This window comes from Kitasatospora sp. NPDC004614 (assembly GCF_042873675.1).
Taxonomy (GTDB): domain Bacteria; phylum Actinomycetota; class Actinomycetes; order Streptomycetales; family Streptomycetaceae; genus Kitasatospora.
This window is the reverse complement of sequence record NZ_JBIALR010000010.1, coordinates 129607-145959: the sequence shown is the minus strand read 5'-3', so window position 1 is coordinate 145959 and position 16353 is coordinate 129607. Positions and strand designations below refer to the sequence as shown.

The 16353-nt window shown below is 74.2% G+C and carries 16 protein-coding genes; 4 read left to right on the top strand and 12 right to left on the bottom strand.

All coding sequences use genetic code 11. The features are described from left to right. Positions 1-29: 29 nt before the first annotated feature. The 8 genes from ACFYST_RS21800 to ACFYST_RS21765 all read right to left on the bottom strand — a co-directional run bounded on the left by ACFYST_RS21800 (position 30) and on the right by ACFYST_RS21765 (position 7988). Positions 30-1022 (bottom strand): VOC family protein, encoded by a 993-nt coding sequence (locus ACFYST_RS21800; RefSeq protein ID WP_387864640.1) that lies wholly within the window; start codon positions 1020-1022, stop codon positions 30-32. A gap of 51 nt (positions 1023-1073) precedes the next feature. After that, positions 1074-2336, bottom strand: coding sequence for a beta-ketoacyl-[acyl-carrier-protein] synthase family protein (locus ACFYST_RS21795; RefSeq protein ID WP_387864638.1), 1263 nt, complete (start codon positions 2334-2336; stop codon positions 1074-1076). Continuing rightward, a complete protein-coding gene (locus ACFYST_RS21790; protein ID WP_387864635.1) occupies positions 2333-4018 on the bottom strand; it encodes an AMP-binding protein in 1686 nt (561 codons plus the stop codon). Before ACFYST_RS21790 ends, ACFYST_RS21795 begins: the two co-directional genes overlap by 4 nt. Before the next feature lie 104 nt (positions 4019-4122). Then, entirely contained in the window at positions 4123-4710 is a 588-nt protein-coding gene (locus tag ACFYST_RS21785) for a hypothetical protein (RefSeq protein ID WP_387864633.1), read from the bottom strand. After that, positions 4707-5807, bottom strand: coding sequence for a beta-ketoacyl synthase N-terminal-like domain-containing protein (locus ACFYST_RS21780; protein WP_387864632.1), 1101 nt, complete (start codon positions 5805-5807; stop codon positions 4707-4709). Before ACFYST_RS21780 ends, ACFYST_RS21785 begins: the two co-directional genes overlap by 4 nt. Beyond that, positions 5804-6145 carry an acyl carrier protein gene (locus ACFYST_RS21775; protein WP_387864630.1) on the bottom strand — a complete coding sequence of 114 codons (342 nt, stop codon included), beginning with the start codon at positions 6143-6145 and terminating at the stop codon, positions 5804-5806. The genes ACFYST_RS21780 and ACFYST_RS21775 overlap by 4 nt, the downstream gene beginning before the upstream one ends. Next, positions 6142-6420 carry an acyl carrier protein gene (locus ACFYST_RS21770; protein WP_387864629.1) on the bottom strand — a complete coding sequence of 93 codons (279 nt, stop codon included), beginning with the start codon at positions 6418-6420 and terminating at the stop codon, positions 6142-6144. Before ACFYST_RS21770 ends, ACFYST_RS21775 begins: the two co-directional genes overlap by 4 nt. Positions 6421-6476: 56 nt before the next feature. After that, positions 6477-7988: a class I adenylate-forming enzyme family protein gene (locus ACFYST_RS21765; RefSeq protein WP_387864627.1), complete on the bottom strand. Its 1512-nt coding sequence runs from the start codon at positions 7986-7988 to the stop codon at positions 6477-6479. 179 nt (positions 7989-8167) lie between these two features. On the opposite strand from ACFYST_RS21765, the gene ACFYST_RS21760 reads away from it, so the two are divergent. From ACFYST_RS21760 to ACFYST_RS21750, 3 genes are read left to right on the top strand one after another with little or no spacing between them, the layout of a single operon-like run. Then, a complete protein-coding gene (locus ACFYST_RS21760) occupies positions 8168-9253 on the top strand; it encodes an alpha-hydroxy acid oxidase (RefSeq protein ID WP_387633876.1) in 1086 nt (361 codons plus the stop codon). Between the two features lie 44 nt (positions 9254-9297). Next, complete coding sequence (locus tag ACFYST_RS21755) at positions 9298-10230, top strand: alpha/beta hydrolase (RefSeq protein ID WP_387864624.1); 933 nt, start codon at positions 9298-9300, stop codon at positions 10228-10230. Further along, complete coding sequence (locus ACFYST_RS21750; protein ID WP_387864622.1) at positions 10230-11543, top strand: PLP-dependent aminotransferase family protein; 1314 nt, start codon at positions 10230-10232, stop codon at positions 11541-11543. Before ACFYST_RS21755 ends, ACFYST_RS21750 begins: the two co-directional genes overlap by 1 nt. 421 nt (positions 11544-11964) lie before the next feature. Here the strand turns inward: ACFYST_RS21750 and ACFYST_RS21745 are convergent, their stop codons facing one another. The 4 genes from ACFYST_RS21745 to ACFYST_RS21730 all read right to left on the bottom strand — a co-directional run bounded on the left by ACFYST_RS21745 (position 11965) and on the right by ACFYST_RS21730 (position 15297). Next, positions 11965-12729: an ABC transporter permease gene (locus ACFYST_RS21745; RefSeq protein ID WP_387864620.1), complete on the bottom strand. Its 765-nt coding sequence runs from the start codon at positions 12727-12729 to the stop codon at positions 11965-11967. Positions 12730-12753: 24 nt separating this feature from the next. Further along, positions 12754-13707 carry an ATP-binding cassette domain-containing protein gene (locus tag ACFYST_RS21740; RefSeq protein ID WP_387864617.1) on the bottom strand — a complete coding sequence of 318 codons (954 nt, stop codon included), beginning with the start codon at positions 13705-13707 and terminating at the stop codon, positions 12754-12756. A gap of 88 nt (positions 13708-13795) precedes the next feature. Next, positions 13796-14983 carry a glycosyltransferase gene (locus ACFYST_RS21735; RefSeq protein WP_387633866.1) on the bottom strand — a complete coding sequence of 396 codons (1188 nt, stop codon included), beginning with the start codon at positions 14981-14983 and terminating at the stop codon, positions 13796-13798. Next, a complete protein-coding gene (locus tag ACFYST_RS21730; RefSeq protein WP_387633864.1) occupies positions 14980-15297 on the bottom strand; it encodes a hypothetical protein in 318 nt (105 codons plus the stop codon). Before ACFYST_RS21730 ends, ACFYST_RS21735 begins: the two co-directional genes overlap by 4 nt. A 99-nt stretch (positions 15298-15396) precedes the next feature. Between ACFYST_RS21730 and ACFYST_RS21725 the strand changes: the two genes are divergently transcribed. Further along, positions 15397-16329, top strand: coding sequence for a 3-oxoacyl-[acyl-carrier-protein] synthase III C-terminal domain-containing protein (locus ACFYST_RS21725; protein ID WP_387864615.1), 933 nt, complete (start codon positions 15397-15399; stop codon positions 16327-16329). The last annotated feature ends 24 nt before the right edge of the window (positions 16330-16353 follow it).

Genomic DNA, 16353 nt, shown 5'->3' with positions numbered 1-16353 from the left:
GTCGGGCGTCAGGCGTCGGGCGTCGGGCGTCAGACGGAGGCGGCGGCGCGCTGGCGCTCGACCGCCTCGTACAGGGCCTTGATGTTGGCGGTGCCGAAGGTGCCTGCGCCCTGGCGCTCGATCAGCTCCAGGAAGAAGGTCCGCCGGGGGTGGGTGGAGCGGGCGAAGATCTGGAACAGCTGGCCGCCGTGGTCCTGGTCGACCAGCACGTCCAGTTCGCGCAGCGTCCCGACCGGGATCGCGGTGTCGCCGAGCCGTTCGGCCAGGCCGTCGTAGTAGGCGCCGGGGGTGGTCAGGAACTCGACGCCGTGCGAGCGGGCCGCGCGGACGGCGGTGGCGATGTCGTCGGTGCGCAGCGCCAGGTGCTGGACGCCCGCGCCGTCGTGATCGGCGAGGAAGGTGTCGATCTGTCCGGCCCGGCGGCCGGTGTCCGGCTCGATCAGGGTGAAGGTGACGTCCCCGGAGGGGCTCTGCACCACGCTGGAGTCCATCGCCTGCTCGCCGACCTCGATGTACTCGCCGAAGATCAGGCGCATGCCGAGCGCGGCCTCGCAGAACCGCACGGACTCGGCGAGCCGCCTGGCGGGCACGCAGATCGCGACGTGGTCGAGGGCGTCCAACAGGTCGCCGCCAACGGTCTCCGGGGCGCCGTCCGGCAGCGGGACGAAGCGCAGCGCGGTGTCGCCGAAGCCAGCGATCAGCGCGCCCGCGCGGTCCAGCACCTCGGCGCCGTGCCGCTCGGCCCGCTCCAGCGCCGCCGCCGGGTCGGCGCAGCCGAGCGCCAGCACGGCGACGCCCTCGCCGTGCCGCTCGACCCAGCGGGCCACCGGGTGGTCGGTGAGCTCGCTGGAGAGCAGCCGCAGCCGGATGCCGCCCTGGATCAGGTGGACGGCCCGCACGCCGGGCTGCCACACCGGCTGCTCGGCGTCGCGCCGGAAGCCGAAGCCGGCCTGGAGCTCGGCGGCGGTCTGCGCGACGTCGGCGCAGTGGTACTCGACATGGGTGATCGTCTGGATCGACAACTGGACTCCCTGCAAGCGGAGTTGAGAAAGAAGATGGCAGGCCGCGGCGGGCTATTTGACGGTTCCGGTGGGCGTCGGCCCGAAGATCAGGCTGGTGTTGTGGCCGCCGAACGCGAAGGAATTGCTGAGCGCGGCCCGCAGCCGGACCGACCGGGCGGCGCCGCGGACGTGGTCCAGGTCGCAGGCCGGGTCGGGCTCGTCCAGGTTGAGGGTCGGCGGGAGCAGGCCGCGGGCCACGGCCAGCGCGGTGACGGCGGCCTCCACCGCCCCGGCCGCACCCAGCAGGTGGCCGGTGGCGCCCTTGGTGGAGCTGACGGCGGGCCGGTGTTCGCCGAACACGGCGTTCAGCGCGGCCGATTCGGCGATGTCGCCGAGCTTGGTGCCGGTGCCGTGCGCGTTGACGTAGCCGATGTCGGACGGGGCCAGGCCGGCGTTGGCGAGGGCGGTGCGCATGGCGTCGGCGGCGCCCTCGCCGTCGGGGCGGGGCATGGTCGGGTGGTGGGCGTCGGTGCTGGAGCCCCAGCCGATCAGTTCGGCGTACCCGGCCGCGCCCCGGGCGGCGGCGTGTTCGGCGCTCTCCAGCACCAGGACGGCGCTGCCGTCGCCCAGAACGAAGCCGTTGCGGCGGGCGTCGAACGGCCGGGACGCCTGCGTCGGGTCTTCCCAACCAGCAGCCAGCGCACGGGCGTTGGCGAAGGCGGAGACGATCGTCGGGTGCAGCGAGGCGTCCGTCCCGCCGCACACCACCACGTCCGCGTCGCCGGCCCGGATCAGCCGCAGCCCCTCGGCCACCGCCTGGGCGCCGGCCGCGCAGGCCGTCACGATCGCGGTGCTGAAGCCCCGGATGTCGTGCTTGATCGCGATCCGGGCGGTCGCCATGTTGGAGAGCATCCCGGGCAGCATGTACGGGCTGACGCCAGGCCGGCCGCGCTCCTGGCGGCGCTGCGCCTGCTGCTCGTAGGTCTCCAGGCCGCCGCCGCCGGTGCCCAGCACCACGGCGGTGCGGCGGGCGTCGACGTCGCGGCCGACGACCAGCCCGGCGTCCGTCAGCGCGTCGTCCGCGGCGGCCATCGCCAGCAGCGCGAAGCGGTCGACGCATCGGGTCTCGGTCGGCGGCAGCACCTCGCGGCCGTCGATGTGCGGGGCGATCCCGGCGGCGGGCAGCCAGCCGTGTGCGACGTGGCCCTCCGGTACGGCGGTGATGCCGCTGAACCCGGAGGTCAGCGCCTCGAAGACCTCGCCGGGCTTGCGGCCCAGCGAGGTGACCACGCCCATGCCGGTGACGACGGCGCCCGGCCGTCCGACGCGGGTCATCGGGCGGCTGCCGAGCGGGCGCCGGCCGAGCGGGCGCCGGCCGGGAGAGCGCCGGCCGGGACGGCGGCCGCCGGGGTCATTGCGGTGAGGTGGCGCTCGCGCAGCAGGACCTTACGGACCTTGCCGGTCGGGCCGAGCGGGATGTCCGCGTCGTCGACTACCAGGACCGCGCGGACGGTGGCGGCGGTGTGCTCGTCCAGCGCGGCGACCACCTCCGCGGTGCGGTCGACGGCCCGGTCGGCGCCGTCCGCGAGCAGCAGCACGTCGGTGACCACCCGGTCGCCGTCCTTCACCGCGACGACCGTGCAGTCCAGCACGCCGGGGACGTCGGCCAGCACCCGTTCCTCGGACATCGCGGTGTACAGCCGCCGGCCGCCGCCGAGGTCGACCGAGTCGACCAGCCGGTCGACGTGGTAGTAGTAGCCCTCCTCGTCCCGGTACATCAGGTCGCCGGTGAGGAAGCGGCCGCGCAGCCGGGTGCGGTAGGTGGTGACCGAGTCGTTCCAGTAGCCGGGCGCCAGGGTCGGGGAGGCGGTGGCGAGTTCGCCGACCTCGCCGGGGCCGAGCGGCTCGCCGTCCGGGCCGACCACCTCGCAGTCGACGAAGGTGTGCGGCCGGCCCACGCAGCGGCCGTACTTCTCGGTGCCGGGGGCGTGGGTGATGTGGAAGTGCGAGTGGCCCATCTCGGTCGAGCCCAGGCCGTCGACGAACACCGAGCCCGGCAGGCGGACCCGGCCCTCGCGGGTGACGGTCTCGCGCGACCCCTGGGCGATCAGGCGGCGGATGTGCGCCTCGTGCGCGCAGTCACCGGTGTTCCACCACAGGCCGACCGAGGACAGGTCGCGGGCGGAGAGGTCCTGCCGGGCCAGGTCGGCCCAGCTGGTGGCGAAGCCGAACACGCTCTGCGGCTGCCAGCGTTCGATCGCCTCCAGCACGGCCGGGCCGGTCTGCCGGGAGATCAGGTGCAGTTCGGAGTCGAAGCTCAGCGCCAGGTTGAGCGCGATCAGCGTCGCGGCGTGCGCGGCGGGCAGCGCGCTGAGCACCCGGTCGATGCCCTGCGGCCGGGGCAGCGTGGCGCGGTGCCGGATCGACGCGTACAGGCTGGCGTGCGAGTGCACCACGGCCTTGGGCATCCCGGTGGTGCCGGAGGAGTGGGTGATCGCGATCGGGTCGTCCGGGTGGTGGCGGTACGGGGCGGGCGCCGCGTCCGGGTCGCCGGAGCCGAGGTCGGCGGCGTCGGCGAGCACCGGGGCCGCCGGGTCGTACCCGGCCAGTTCGGCCCGGTGCGCGGGGTCGGTGAGGATGCCGACGGCGCCGAGACGGGCGATGTAGCGGGCCGCGCGCTCGCCCTCCACCCCGGGGTTGAGCAGCGCCGGGATCGCGCCGAGCCGCGCCAGCGCCAGGAAGGACAGCACCTGGTCGGCGGCGGCGGTTGTGTACACCACCACCACGTCCCGCCGGCCGACCCCGAGGGCGTGCAGCGCGGCCGCCCGGGCCCGGACGGCGCGGTCGGCCTCGCGCAGGGTGAGGGCCTCGCGGGCGGCGTGGCCGTCCACCGGGGTGTCGAAGGTCAGCCGCGGGTCGTCGAGACCGATGCCCAGGGCGATCCTGCTGGTCAGCACGTTCCCGGCGCCGACGTCCGGGTCGTTCGCCAGGAGGCTGCGGATGCTGCGGATGCTCACGGTGATGGATCCCTCCCATGGTGCTGACCATGCGGGTGCGGTGCGGCGTCCAGGGACGCGTACGCGGACGGGGTGTCGGAAAGCGGGTGCGCGCGGACGAGCGCTCAGGCGGCGGTGGCGGTGGTGGCGGCGGTGACGGCGGTGACGGCGGTGAGCAGGACGGCGGTGGCGTGGCCGGTGCTTGCGGCCTCCCCGGCGGCCAGCTCGGTCTGATCGGCCTGTTCGGTCCGCTCGGCGGTGTGCTCGGTCTGCTCCGCGGCGATGACCAGGACCTGCTCGGCGTCGCCGTCCGCGAGCAGCAGGGCGGCCAACTCCAGTGCGTCCGGCGGTACTTCGCCGGGCGCGGCGGCCACCGGGGGGCTGATCGCGACGACCGGGCCGGTCAGGCCCCAGCGGGCGGCGATGTGCCCGAGGACGGCGTTCGGGTTGGACTGGAAGAACAGCAGCGGAGGCATCCGGCGCCCCGCCGCGCCGGTGTCGATGGCCAGCGCGGTGGCGCGGTCGCCCCCGGCGCTGGCGAGCAGCAGACCCGTACGGCGGGGCTCGCCGGGCTCGCCGTAGTGCGCGGCCAGGCAGCGTTCGGCGACGGCCGCGACCAGCGGGTTGAAGGTCGAGGCCGAGAAGCCGGGCAGCGGGGGCGGCGGCTCGCCGTCGGCCCAGCTCGCGGTGGCGAGCGTGCGCAGGTGGTTCACGCGGCGGCCACCAGGAGCGCGGTGTTGGCGCCGCCGAACGCCGAGTTGAGGCTCAGCGCGTAGCGGGGACGGGCGTCCACAGGGCCCAGCACGAGGTTCAGCCCGATCTCCGGGTCCGGGCCCCGCCAGCCGGCGTTGACCGGCAGCCGCCCGCTGCTCAACGCGCCGATGGTGACGGCGAGTTCGAGCAGCGCGGAGGCCTCCAGGGTGTGCCCGTGGACGGACTTGCTGGAGCTGACCGGCAACCCGGCCAATGCGTCGCCGAACACCTCGCGCAGCGCCCGCGCCTCCGCCAGGTCGGCCATCGGCGAACCGGTGCCGTTGGCGTTGACGTAGCCCACCTCGGACGGGGCGACGCCCGCCCGGGCCAGCGCGGACCGGGCCACCAGGGCCACGCCCGCGCCGTCCGGCCGCGGCCGGCAGACGTGGTGCGCGTCCCCGGAGCGGCCCCAGCCGGCCAGCCGGGCCAGCGGACGGGCGCCGCGCCCGGCGGCGGCGCCAGCCGCTTCGACCACCACGGCCACCGCGGCGTCCCCGAGCAGGGTGCCGCTGCGCCCGGTGCTGAACGGTCGCAGTTCGCCGTCACGGGCCAGCGCCCGGCCCGCGTCGAAGGCCGCGAAGACGCCAGGCTCCACCAGGTGGCCGGCCGCGACCAGCACCCGGGGATGCCGGCCGGAGCCGACCATTGCGGCCGCGTCGGCCACCGCGGTGGCGGCGGCCACGCAGGCGCCGGTGTAGACCCGGGTCACCCCGGCCAGGCCGAGGGCGACGGCGCCCTTCGACACCTCCGCGGCGACCTCGCGGGTGCGCAGGTCACTGTGCAGGGCGAGCAACAGCGGTGCGCCGGCCGGGAGTTCGGACTGCTCGCAGGCATCGGCGACGGCGCCGAGCACCGCGTCGGCGAGCGGCGGCGGGTCGGCCAGCAGGGCCGCCCGCCGGGTGCCGCGCCGGGCGACGTCGAAGCGGGTCACCTCGGCGAACCCGGCCCCGCCCGTCGCCGTCGCGGCGGCCAGCGGGGCGAGCCCGGCGCCGAAGGCGCTGAGCACCCCGAGGCCGGTGAACACCGGCCGTGCGGCCGACGGTGCGCTGCTGCTCATGACCGGGCGACCCCGCCGGTGTCGACCCTGCCGGTGTCGGGTGCGGCGCTGTCGGGCGCGGCGCTGTTGGGTGCGGCGCTGTCGACCCCGCCGGTGTCGGGCGCTGCCGAGACCACGGCTTCGCGCAGCACCGCGACGGCGTCGTCCACCGTGCGGACGGCGGCGAACTGCTCGTCCGAGAGGTCCAGCTCGATGCCGTAGCGCTGCTCGAACTCGGCGGTCAGCCAGGTGAGTTCGAGCGAGCCGAGGTTCTCGGGCACGCTCTCCGCGGCCCGCTGCCCGAACGCCGCGAGCATCGCCACGACCGCGGCCCGGTCCGGCAGCACGGTCGTGCTCACGCGGCGGTACCGGCGGTGGCGGCGGTGTTGGCGGCGATCCGGCGGGCCACGTCGGTGGTGAACTGGTCGAGGGTCATCAGCGCGGTGGTCTCCATCTCCTCCACCTCGAACTTGACCCCGAACTCGTCCTCGACCTGGACCGAGAGTTCGGCCAGCGCCAGCGACTCGAGGTCGAGGCCGGCCGGGCCGAGGTCGGTGTCGCCGGTGATCCCGTCGACGTCGTAGTTCATCCCGGCGAGTGCCGCGACGACGAACTCGTGGATGCGTTCCTGCATGGTGGTGCTCCTCGTACTGGTTCGGGGTCGGGGTTCGGTGCGTGCGGTGCGGTGGATCAGGGTGCGGCGGCCGCGGCGGCGCGCAGCGCGGCGGTGTCGCGGACGAGCTTGCCGGTGGCGGTGCGGGGCAGCGCCGGGAGGAAGGTGAGCTGCCGGGGCCGCTTGAAGGCGGCCAACTCGCGGGTCAGCGCGTCCCGGACGGCGTCGGCCGGGTCGCCGTCGGCCGGGTCGGCGTCGGCCGGGTCGGCGTCGGCCGGGTCGGCGTCGGCCCGGTCGCCGGCTCCGGCGGCTCCGCCGCCTGCGGCGGTCTCGGTGGCCAGGTAGGCCTCGATGGCGCCGTCCGCGAAGACCACCACGGCCTCGCGGACCTCCGGCAGGGCGGCCAGCGTGTGCTCGACCTCGTTGAGGTCGACCTTGAGGCCGCCGATCGAGACCTGCGAGTCGCGCCGGCCGAGCACGGTGATCCGGCCGGTCGCCGGGTCGACCCGGCCGGCGTCGCGGGTGTGCAGCCGGCCGTCCGACCAGCGGGTGGCGTCGGTGAGGCCGGGATACGGGGAGGCGGCCATCGCGATGTGCAGTTCGCCGCCGTCCTCGCGCAGGTCCATGCCGTGGACGGGCGCGGCCTCGGGGTGCAGGGTGCCGTCGAGGTCGGTGGCGATGACGCCGAGCTCGGTCATCCCGTACATGGTGCCCAGCGGCACGCCGTACCGGTCGGTGAAGGCGGCGGGCAGGCCCGGGCGGACCAGTTCGCCGGCGACGATCATCCGGCGCAGCTGCGGCAGCGGGGGCGGGCTGGTGGCTCCGGCCAGCAGTTCGGCGTGGAACGGGACGCCGATCACGGTGGTCGGCCGGTCGTCCGCGGCGATGGTGGCCAGGATGCCCGCCGTGGTCATCCGCTCGGGGACGGTCAGCGGCACCCGGGCGTGCAGGCTGTTCAGCAGCCCGCCGACCAGGCCGAGGACGTGCACCACCGAGGAGAGCAGGACGACCCGCTCGCCGGCCTTCGGGAACGCCTCCAGCCGTGCGTAGCAGTCGAGTTCGCGCAGCAGGTCGGCGGCCGTGCGGGCGATCACCTTGGCCGGGCCGGTCGAGCCCGAGCTGAGCTGCACCAGGGCGTGGCCGGTCGCGGCCGGGCGGCCGTTCGGCAGCGCCACCGGCACCGGGTCGGTCTCGGCGAAGCCGCGCATCGCCGCCGCCGGGCCGTGCGCCGACTCGACCAGCACCTCGGGCGCCAGCCGTTCGACGGCGAGCGCGACCTCGTGGTCGGTGAGCCGGTGGTCCAACAGGACGGCCTGGGCGCCCAGTTGCCAGCAGGCGAGCAGCGCGGCGACGTAGCCGAGCGAGGGCGCCAGCCGCAGCGCGGCCGTGCCGCCGCGGTGCAGACCGGCGGCGGTGAGCCGGGCGGCCTGCCCGGCGACCAGGGCGCGCAGCGCGGCCCGGTCCACGGGGGCGCCGAAGCGCAGGCACTCCTGGTCGGCGGGGCCGGCCAGCAGGTAACGGTCCACCCAGTCGTGCGGGGCCTCGGCGGCCTCGTACGGCTGGGCGGGGAGAGCGGGATATTCGGTCAACGCCACTCCACGAAGGGGAGGTTGGAAGGACGCCGTTCACGACGAACGGGGTCGGTTTCGGCTTTCCGACGATTACACAGGCGTCCGAGCCGGGCAAGGTCTAGACCATCAGGGGCATGGCCTCCTACGCTGCCGGGCCGGAGCGGGCCCGACCGAGGCCTGCCCGGAAAGGCAGACCCTTGGACGCACTGGAACTGGCGGACTTCGAACGCGCGGCCCGCGACCGACTCCCCGCCGAGATCTGGGACTTCGTGCAGGGCGGCAGCGGCGCCGAACGCACCCTCGCCGCCAACCGGGCCCGGTTCGAACAGTGCCGGCTGCGCCCCCGCACCCTGGTCGACGTCTCCGCCACCGACCAGCGCCTCACCCTGCTCGGCAGCCGGCTGGAGACCCCGATCGGCATCGCCCCGATGGCCTACCACCAGCTGTTCCACCCCGAAGGCGAGGTCGCCACCGCCCGCGCCGCGGGCCGCGCGGGCGCCCTCATGGTCGCCGGGATCTTCGCCAGCCGCACCCTGGAATCCATCGCCGAGGCCGCCACCGGCCCGCTCTGGCTCCAGCTGTACTGGCTGCGCCGCCGCGACGCGCTGGCCGCCCTGGTCGAACGCGCCGAAGCCGCCGGCTACCGCGCCCTGATGCTGACCGTCGACGCCCCCCGGATCGGCCGCCGCCTGCGCGACGCCCGCAACGGCTTCGCGATCCCCGCGCACATCCGCGCCGTCAACGTCGACCAGGCCGTGATGGCCGCCAGCCACCGCGCAGGCCACGGCAGTTCGGGCATCGCCGACCACGCCAAGGAGCAGTTCGACCCCACCCTGACCTGGGCCGACCTCGCCTGGCTGCGCGAACGCACCCGCCTGCCGATCGTCCTCAAGGGGATCCTCACCGCCGAGGACGCCCGGCTCGCCACCGAGCACGGCGTCGACGCCGTCCTGGTCTCCAACCACGGCGGCCGCCAGCTCGACGGTGCCCTCCCGTCCCTCGCCGCACTGCCCGAAGTGGCCGCCGCCGTACCGCCGAACCTGCCCGTCCTCCTGGACGGCGGTGTCCGGACGGGCACGGATGTTGCCCTCGCGGTCGCCCTCGGCGCCCGCGCCGTCCTGATCGGCCGACCGCTCCTCTGGGGCCTCGCCGCCGACGGCGAGCGGGGCGCCGGGCAGGTCCTCGACCTCCTCAAGGCCGAACTCGACGACACCCTCGCCCTGTTGGGCCGCCCTCGACTGGCCGAGCTCGACCGCACTGCGGTCGTTCCCGAAGCCCGCTGAAGTGTTTTCGCACCCCAATCCGTACCGACCCCCAGGAACGTCCCTTGCCACTGCACCCCCAGGCCGAGGCCATGCGCGCGCAGCGCGCCGCCGCCGGTACGCCGCCGCTGTACACCCGTACTCTCGCTGAGGCTCGCGCCGCGGATCTCGCCGACATCCGGGCCGCCGCCGGGAATCCGGAACCGGTCGGCTCGGTCGAGGAGTTGACCGTCGACGGCCCCGGCGGCCCGCTGCCGCTACGGGTCTATCGCCCCGAGGTCGACGCTCAACTACCGGTCCTGCTCTACCTGTTCGGCGGCGGCTGGACCCTCGGCTCGCCGGACACCAGTGACGCGATCTGCCGCCGCCTCACCAACGCCGTCGGCTGCGTCACCGTCTCGGTCGGCTACCGGCTCGCCCCCGAGCACCCCTTCCCGGCCGCCGTGCACGACGTGATCGCCGCCGCCGAGTGGATCGCCGCGCACGCCGCCGAACTGGGCGCCGACGCCGAGCGGATCGCGGTCGCCGGCGACAGCGCCGGCGGCAACCTGGCCGCCGCGCTCACGCTGGCCGCCCGTGAGCGCGGCGGCCCGGCGATCAGGCACCAGCTGCTGGTCTACCCCAACACCGACCACGCCGCGGACACCCCGTCCGTCCGCGAGCACGACGACCCGCTGCTGTTCAACCGCCGCTCGGTCGCCTGGTACTGGGGCCATTACCTCGCCGACCCGGCCGACGGCGCGAACCCGCTGGCCTCCCCGCTGCGCGCCCCCTCGCTGGCCGGCCTGCCGCCCGCGACCGTGATCACCGCCGAGTACGACCCGCTGCGCGACGAGGGCGAGGCATACGCCGAGGCCCTGCGCGCCGCCGGCGTCCCCGTCGAACTGCGCCGCTACGAAGGCATGCCGCACGGCTTCTTCGCGATGGCCGGCGTCCTGGACGACGGCAGTGACGCCCAGCACTACGCCGCCGACCGACTCCGCGAGGCCCTCCGATGATGACAACCACCACGCTCCCGCTGGGCGAGCTGCACGCCAGCCTCGCCGACCCGCTGCTGGACGCGATGACCTTCCTCAACGAGGTCACCGAGCGCTACCCGGACGCGCTCTCCTTCGCCCCCGGCCGCCCGCACGAGGGCTTCTTCGAGCCCGAGGACGTCCACACCTATTTGGGCATCTACCTCGCCCACCTCGCCGAACGCGGCCTGAGCGGCAGCGCCGTGCGCACCGCGCTGTTCCAGTACGGGCCGACCAAGGGCATCATCGCAGACCTGGTCGCCCGCACCCTCGCCAACGACGAGGGGCTGCACGTCGCCCCCGAGTCGCTGGTGCTGACGGTCGGCGCCCAGGAGGGCATGCTGCTGGTGCTGCGCGCGCTCTGCGCCACGCCGGACGACGTCCTGCTGGTCAGCTCGCCCTGCTACGTCGGCGTCACCGGCGCCGCCCGGCTGCTCGACCTGACGACCGTCCCCGTCCCGGAGGGCCCCGACGGCGGCCCCGACCCGCAGGCCGTGCGCGAGGCGGCCCGCGCCGTCCGCGCCTCCGGCCGCCGCCCGCGCGCGCTCTACGTCGTCCCGGACTTCGCCAACCCGTCCGGCACCAGCATGCCGGTCGCGGCGCGGGCCGGGCTGCTGGAGACAGCGGCCGAGGAAGGGCTGCTGGTGATCGAGGACAACCCGTACGGCTTCTTCACCCGCGAGCCCGGTGCGCCCGGCGAGCGCCCCACCCTGAAGGCGCTGGACCGGCGCCGCCAAGTGATCTACCTCGGCTCCTTCGCCAAGACCTGCTTCCCCGGCGCCCGGCTCGGCTACGTCGTCGCCGACCAGCGGGTACTCGCCCCGGACGGCCGGACGACCCTGCTCGCCGACGAGTTGGCCAAGCTGAAGAGCATGACGACGGTCAACACCCCGGCGCTCAGCCAGGCCGTCATCGGCGGCATGCTGCTCCACCACGACTGCCGACTGCGCGAAGCCAACGCCCCCGCCCGCACCCACTACGCAGCCAACCTGGCAGCCCTGCTACGGGAGTTGGAGCGACACTTCCCGCCGGCCGAACGGGCCCGGCTCGGCGTCTCCTGGAACGAACCGGAGGGCGGCTTCTTCGCCGTGCTCCAGGTGCCGTTCACCGCCGACGAAGCAGCAATGGAACGCTGCGCCCGCGAACACGGCGTGCTCTGGACGCCGATGGCCCCGTTCTACCCGGCGGGCGGCGGCGAGCGCCGACTGCGGCTGTCGATAAGCGCCCTGAGCGAGCGTCAGACAGCGGAAGGAGTGGCCCGGTTGGCCGAATTCATCCGGGCCGCCGCGAGCTGAACACGCCGAACCCTGAAGAACGACTGTGCTGGAGTCAGCTCAGGAGCGGTTCACGAAGTCCCGTCCGATCCGTGTGATCGGGCGGGACTTCCGTGGTACGGCACCGGTCAGCCCGATCGGGTGTCCACCTGTTCTAGTGCTGACGCTCGTTCGTCCAGTTCCTCAACACCGGGTACGTCACGCAGCCGGTACAGGCGGGCCCGCATGTCGTGGATGGCGTCCTGCACCTTGATGGAGCGGATGCCGTCCGCGGGGTCGAGAAATCGCTCCAGGCGGTGAGGGCGCCATCCACGTCGTCCTGGCGGAGGCGGACGGTGCCGAGGTCGGCCAGGACGATGGCGCGACTCTGAGAACCAGGGAAACGATCACCCGCCGGAAAGAGGGGAGGGGCCGCGGCCCTTCCCCTTCCGCGCGTTCGCGGCTACCGGATCCGGGCCGAGAACAGCCTGGCCGAGTAGAACACCGCCGCGGTGGTCAGCACCGCGACGATCAGCAGCCCCTGCCAGACCACGCTGTCGCCGGGGTGCCCGGAGAACAGCGCCCGCATGCCCTCCACCGCCCAGTAGAAGGGGTTCCACTCCGCGACCCGTTGCAGCCACATCGGCGCCAGGGCCAGCGGCAGCAGTACGCCGGAGAGCAGGCCGATCGGCTGGGCGATGGTGTTCACCACCGGCGCCATCGCGGCGTCGTTGGGCAGTGCCAGCGCGATGCCGTACGAGATGGCGGAGGTCATCAGGGCCAGCAGGGCGAGCAGGACGTAGGCCAGCAGCAGGCTCAGCGGGTCGACCCGCAGGCCGAACGGCAGCGCGACCAGCGTGATGATGATGGCCTGGACGAGCAGTCCGACCATTTCGCGCAGCGCCCGGCCCAGCAGCAGGGCGAGCCGGCTGACGGGGGTCACCCGGGAGCGTTCGATGATGCCGGCCTTCAGTTCGCCGAGCAGGCTGAAGCCGGTGTAGAGGCCGCCGAAGATGCAGAGCACCGCCAACAGGCCGGGGACGTAGATCTGGTAGGCCTCGGCGTAGCTGGTGGCGCCCATGGGCGCGAGGACCTTCTTGAGCAGCGGGGCGAACAGCAGCAGGTAGAAGACCGGCTGGGTGATGCCGATCACGATCCAGATCGGTGTGCGCCACATCAGCAGTGCTTGCCGCTGGAAGACCAGCCAGGTGTCACGGGCGAGCTTCACGAAAGGGACCCCAGGGATTTCTCGTCAGGACTGTTCGATGGAGCGGCCGGTGCGGGCCAGGAAGACGTCGTCCAGGCTCGGCCGCTGGAGCTGCACCGTCCCTGGGACGATGCCCGCCCCGTTCAGGACGCTCAGCAGCTGCGGGATCGCGGCCGCGCCGTCGTCCAGGTAGAGCCGCAGGCCGTCCTCGCCCGGTTCCAGCCGGTGCAGGGAGGGCTGCTCGCGCAGGGCGTCGGCCGCGGGCTCGGCGTCCCCGGTGGCGAGGCCGAGCAGGACGACGTCGCCGGAGATCTCGCGCTTGAGCGCCTCGGGCGTGCCCTCGACGACGATCTGGCCGTGGTCGACGATGGCGACCCGGTCGCAGAGCGCGTCGGCCTCGTCCAGGTAGTGGGTGGTCACCACCACGGTCATGCCCTCGGTGCGCAGCCGCTTGATCTCGGCCCACACCTGGCCGCGGCTGGCCGGGTCGAGGCCGACCGTCGGCTCGTCCAGGAACAGCACCTTCGGGGAGTGGATCACGCCGAGGGCGATGTCCACCCGGCGGCGCTGGCCGCCGGAGTAGGTGCAGCAGTGGCGGTCGGCGAACTCGGTGAGGTCGAAGGCCTTCAGGGCGTCCTCGGCCTGCCGCAGCGCGTCGGCCTTGCGGCTGCCGTACATCCGGGCCTGCATCACCAGTTCCTCGCGGCCGGTGACCGCGTCGGCGGTGCCGCCGCCCTGGGCGACGTAGCCGATCCGGTGGCGGACCCCGGCCGGGTCGGCCAGCAGGTCGGCGCCGGCGATCAGGGCTTCGCCGCCGTCCGGGCGGATGAGCGTGGCGAGCATGCGCAGCGTGGTGGTCTTCCCGGCGCCGTTCGGGCCGAGGAAGCCGAAGATCTCGCCCGCCCGGACATCCAGATCGATGCCGCGGACGGCGTCGACGACGGTGCGGCCGTGCTTGCCGGACGGGTAGGACTTGCGAAGTCCCTTGGTCTTGATCAACCAGAACTCCCGGGCTGGGACGGTGTGTGGGGGCTCGCGCCCGCCAACCCCCGTGCAAATGGCGGGAGTTGGCGGGCGTGAGGCGGTATCAGGGGGCGACCAGCGCTTCCATCCGGTCGGCGGCGGTCAACGCCCCACCGCCGGATAGCAGTTGACGACCGATCGACTCGGCGGCCGTCCGGTGGGAGGGCTCGTCGAGCACCCGCCGCAGCCGCTCGGCGATCACCGGCGGACTGACCCGGGCGAACGGGACCCGGAGGCCGGCCCCGGCCTCCACGACCCGCTGCGCCACGAACGGCTGGTCGTTGCGGATCGGCGCCGCCAGCACGGGGACACCGTGCGCCAGCGACTCGACCACGGTGTTCATCCCACCATGGCAGAGCACCGCGTCCAACCCGCCCCTGGACAGCAGCTCCAGGATCGGTGCCCGATCGACCACCACGACGGAGTCCGGAAGGGCAGCCGGCAGTGCCCCCCGGGGCGAGGCGATCACCGCCCGGACGTCCCCGAGGTGCGCCAGCGCCTCGACGGTGCGGTGCAGGAAGTCCGCGCCGACCGCGTCCGACATCGTCCCCATGGTGACCAGCACGGTGCGCCGGCCGGGCTCCAGCCGCGCCCACTTCAGTCGCGCCCACTCCAGCCGCTCCCACGGGAACGCCGGATCCGCCGGACGAGCGGTCAGCACCGGTCCCACCAGGGCGAGTTGCGGCAGCGCTGGCAGCTCGCGGCCGAGCAGCGCCCGGCCGGTGGTGGCCAGCAGCAGGTGCGGCGAGAAGCGTGGGTCCGTGAACTCGTCGGCGGGCAGCTGGGCCCGCTCCCACAGCCCCGCCAGCAGGCCCGCCGTCCAGGCCTCGACCTGCGGCAGGTGCCGGTACGGGCGGCCCAGCTCCATCGCCCCCGGCGCCAGCGTCGCCCACGGCAGCCCATGCCGGTGCGCGACCAGCGCGCCCGCCGGGGTGTGCTGGTCCACCAGCAGCGCGTCCGGCCGGAACTCCCGCACCACCGCGTCCAACGGCTTCAGGGTGAACCTGGCGTACGGGACGACGAAGCCCTCCCACAGCGAACGCAGCGAGGCCAGGCCGTGGCCCCCCATCGCCCGGAACATCCGGTTGCCGGTGCCGAAGATCCGGGCGTCCGGGCCGAGCAGCGGCCGCAGCATCGTCTCGGTGCCAGTCCAGGCCACCTCGTGGCCGCGCGCGGCGAGCTCGTCCGCGATCCCGGCCGCCGGATTGACGTGCCCGGCCAGCGGGGGCACCACCAGCAGGAAGCGGCTCATCGGCGCACCAGCTCCGCCAGGTCGCCGACGGTCAGGGCGCTCAGGCCGTCCAGGCCGAGGCCGGCCCGCAGCGCGCCCAGGTCGGCGCCGAAACGCTCCCGCAGCAGCGCGTCCAGGGCGGCGAACTCGCTCTCGTCCAGGGCGAGATCACCGTCGAGTCGGTCCCCGGGGGCGAGCGACTCTGCCCATTCGGGCAGAGCGTCGGCGGCCTCGGCCAGCGCGGCCAGCAGCGCCGGATCCAAGCCGCCGGGCGGCCCGGAGGCCAGGCCGGAAACGGTTTCTGGGTATACGGAGGAATGCTGGGGATCAGTCATCGGAAGGCTCCACCGGCTCGACGGCAACGGGGGTGAGGGAGGGGGCTCCAGGGCGGTGATCGCTTGTGCGACCCGCAGAGCGTGGGAATACTAACCGGCGTGACCGCACTGGAGGCAGTGGCCGTCCACCTCCCCCCACGACTCGAATCGATCGAGGACGTGGGCGCCCGGATCGGCCTTACCCCACGTCAACTCCGACTCTTCCGCCGCTTCCACGGCCTGGACCAGGTACGCCTGGACCCGGACGGGACGCTGCTCGACCTGCTGGACGCCGCCGTCCGGGCACTGCCCGAACTGCGCGGCAACGAACACCGCGTCCGGTACCTGCTGCACGCCCGCAACACACCGGTCGCCGTGCCCTACCCGCTCAACCCCCTGCACCAGCTCCAGGAACGCTTCGGCCTCACCCACGCCGACGCGTTCACCGTCACCCAACAGGCCTGCGCCGCCTCGCTGCTGGCCGTCGACCTGGCCGGGCGACTGCTGGCCGACGACGGCGACCCGACGGCGCTGGCCCTGGTGCTGGCGGGGGAGAAGACCTTCACCCGGGACGCCCAACTCGTCCCCGACACCACGATCTTCGCCGAGGCCTCGACGGCCTGCCTGGTCAGCCCCGACGGCGACCGCAACCGGGTGCTCTCCTACGCGGTCCGCCAGCGCCCCGAGTTCTACGGCCGACCCGCCGAGGACCCGGAGCTGCTGGTCCGCTACCAGCGGGAGTACCAGCCCACCATGATCGAGACCGTGCAGGCCGCGCTCGACCAGGCAGGCCTCGACCTCTCCGACATCGCGCTGCTGCTCCCGCACAACGTCAACCAGGCCTCCTGGCGGATGATCTGCCACCAACTCGGCTACCCCGTCGAGCAGGTGGTCCTGGAGAACGTGCTCACGGTCGGACACAGCTTCGCCGCCGACGCCTTCATCAACCTCCGCACCGCCACCACCGGCGGAGCGCTCCTGCCCGGCGACCACTACCTGATCGCCGCCGCCGGCATCGGCGCCACCTTCGCGGCCATGGTGCTGCGGCACTGACTGCTGCGGCACTGACGCATCCTT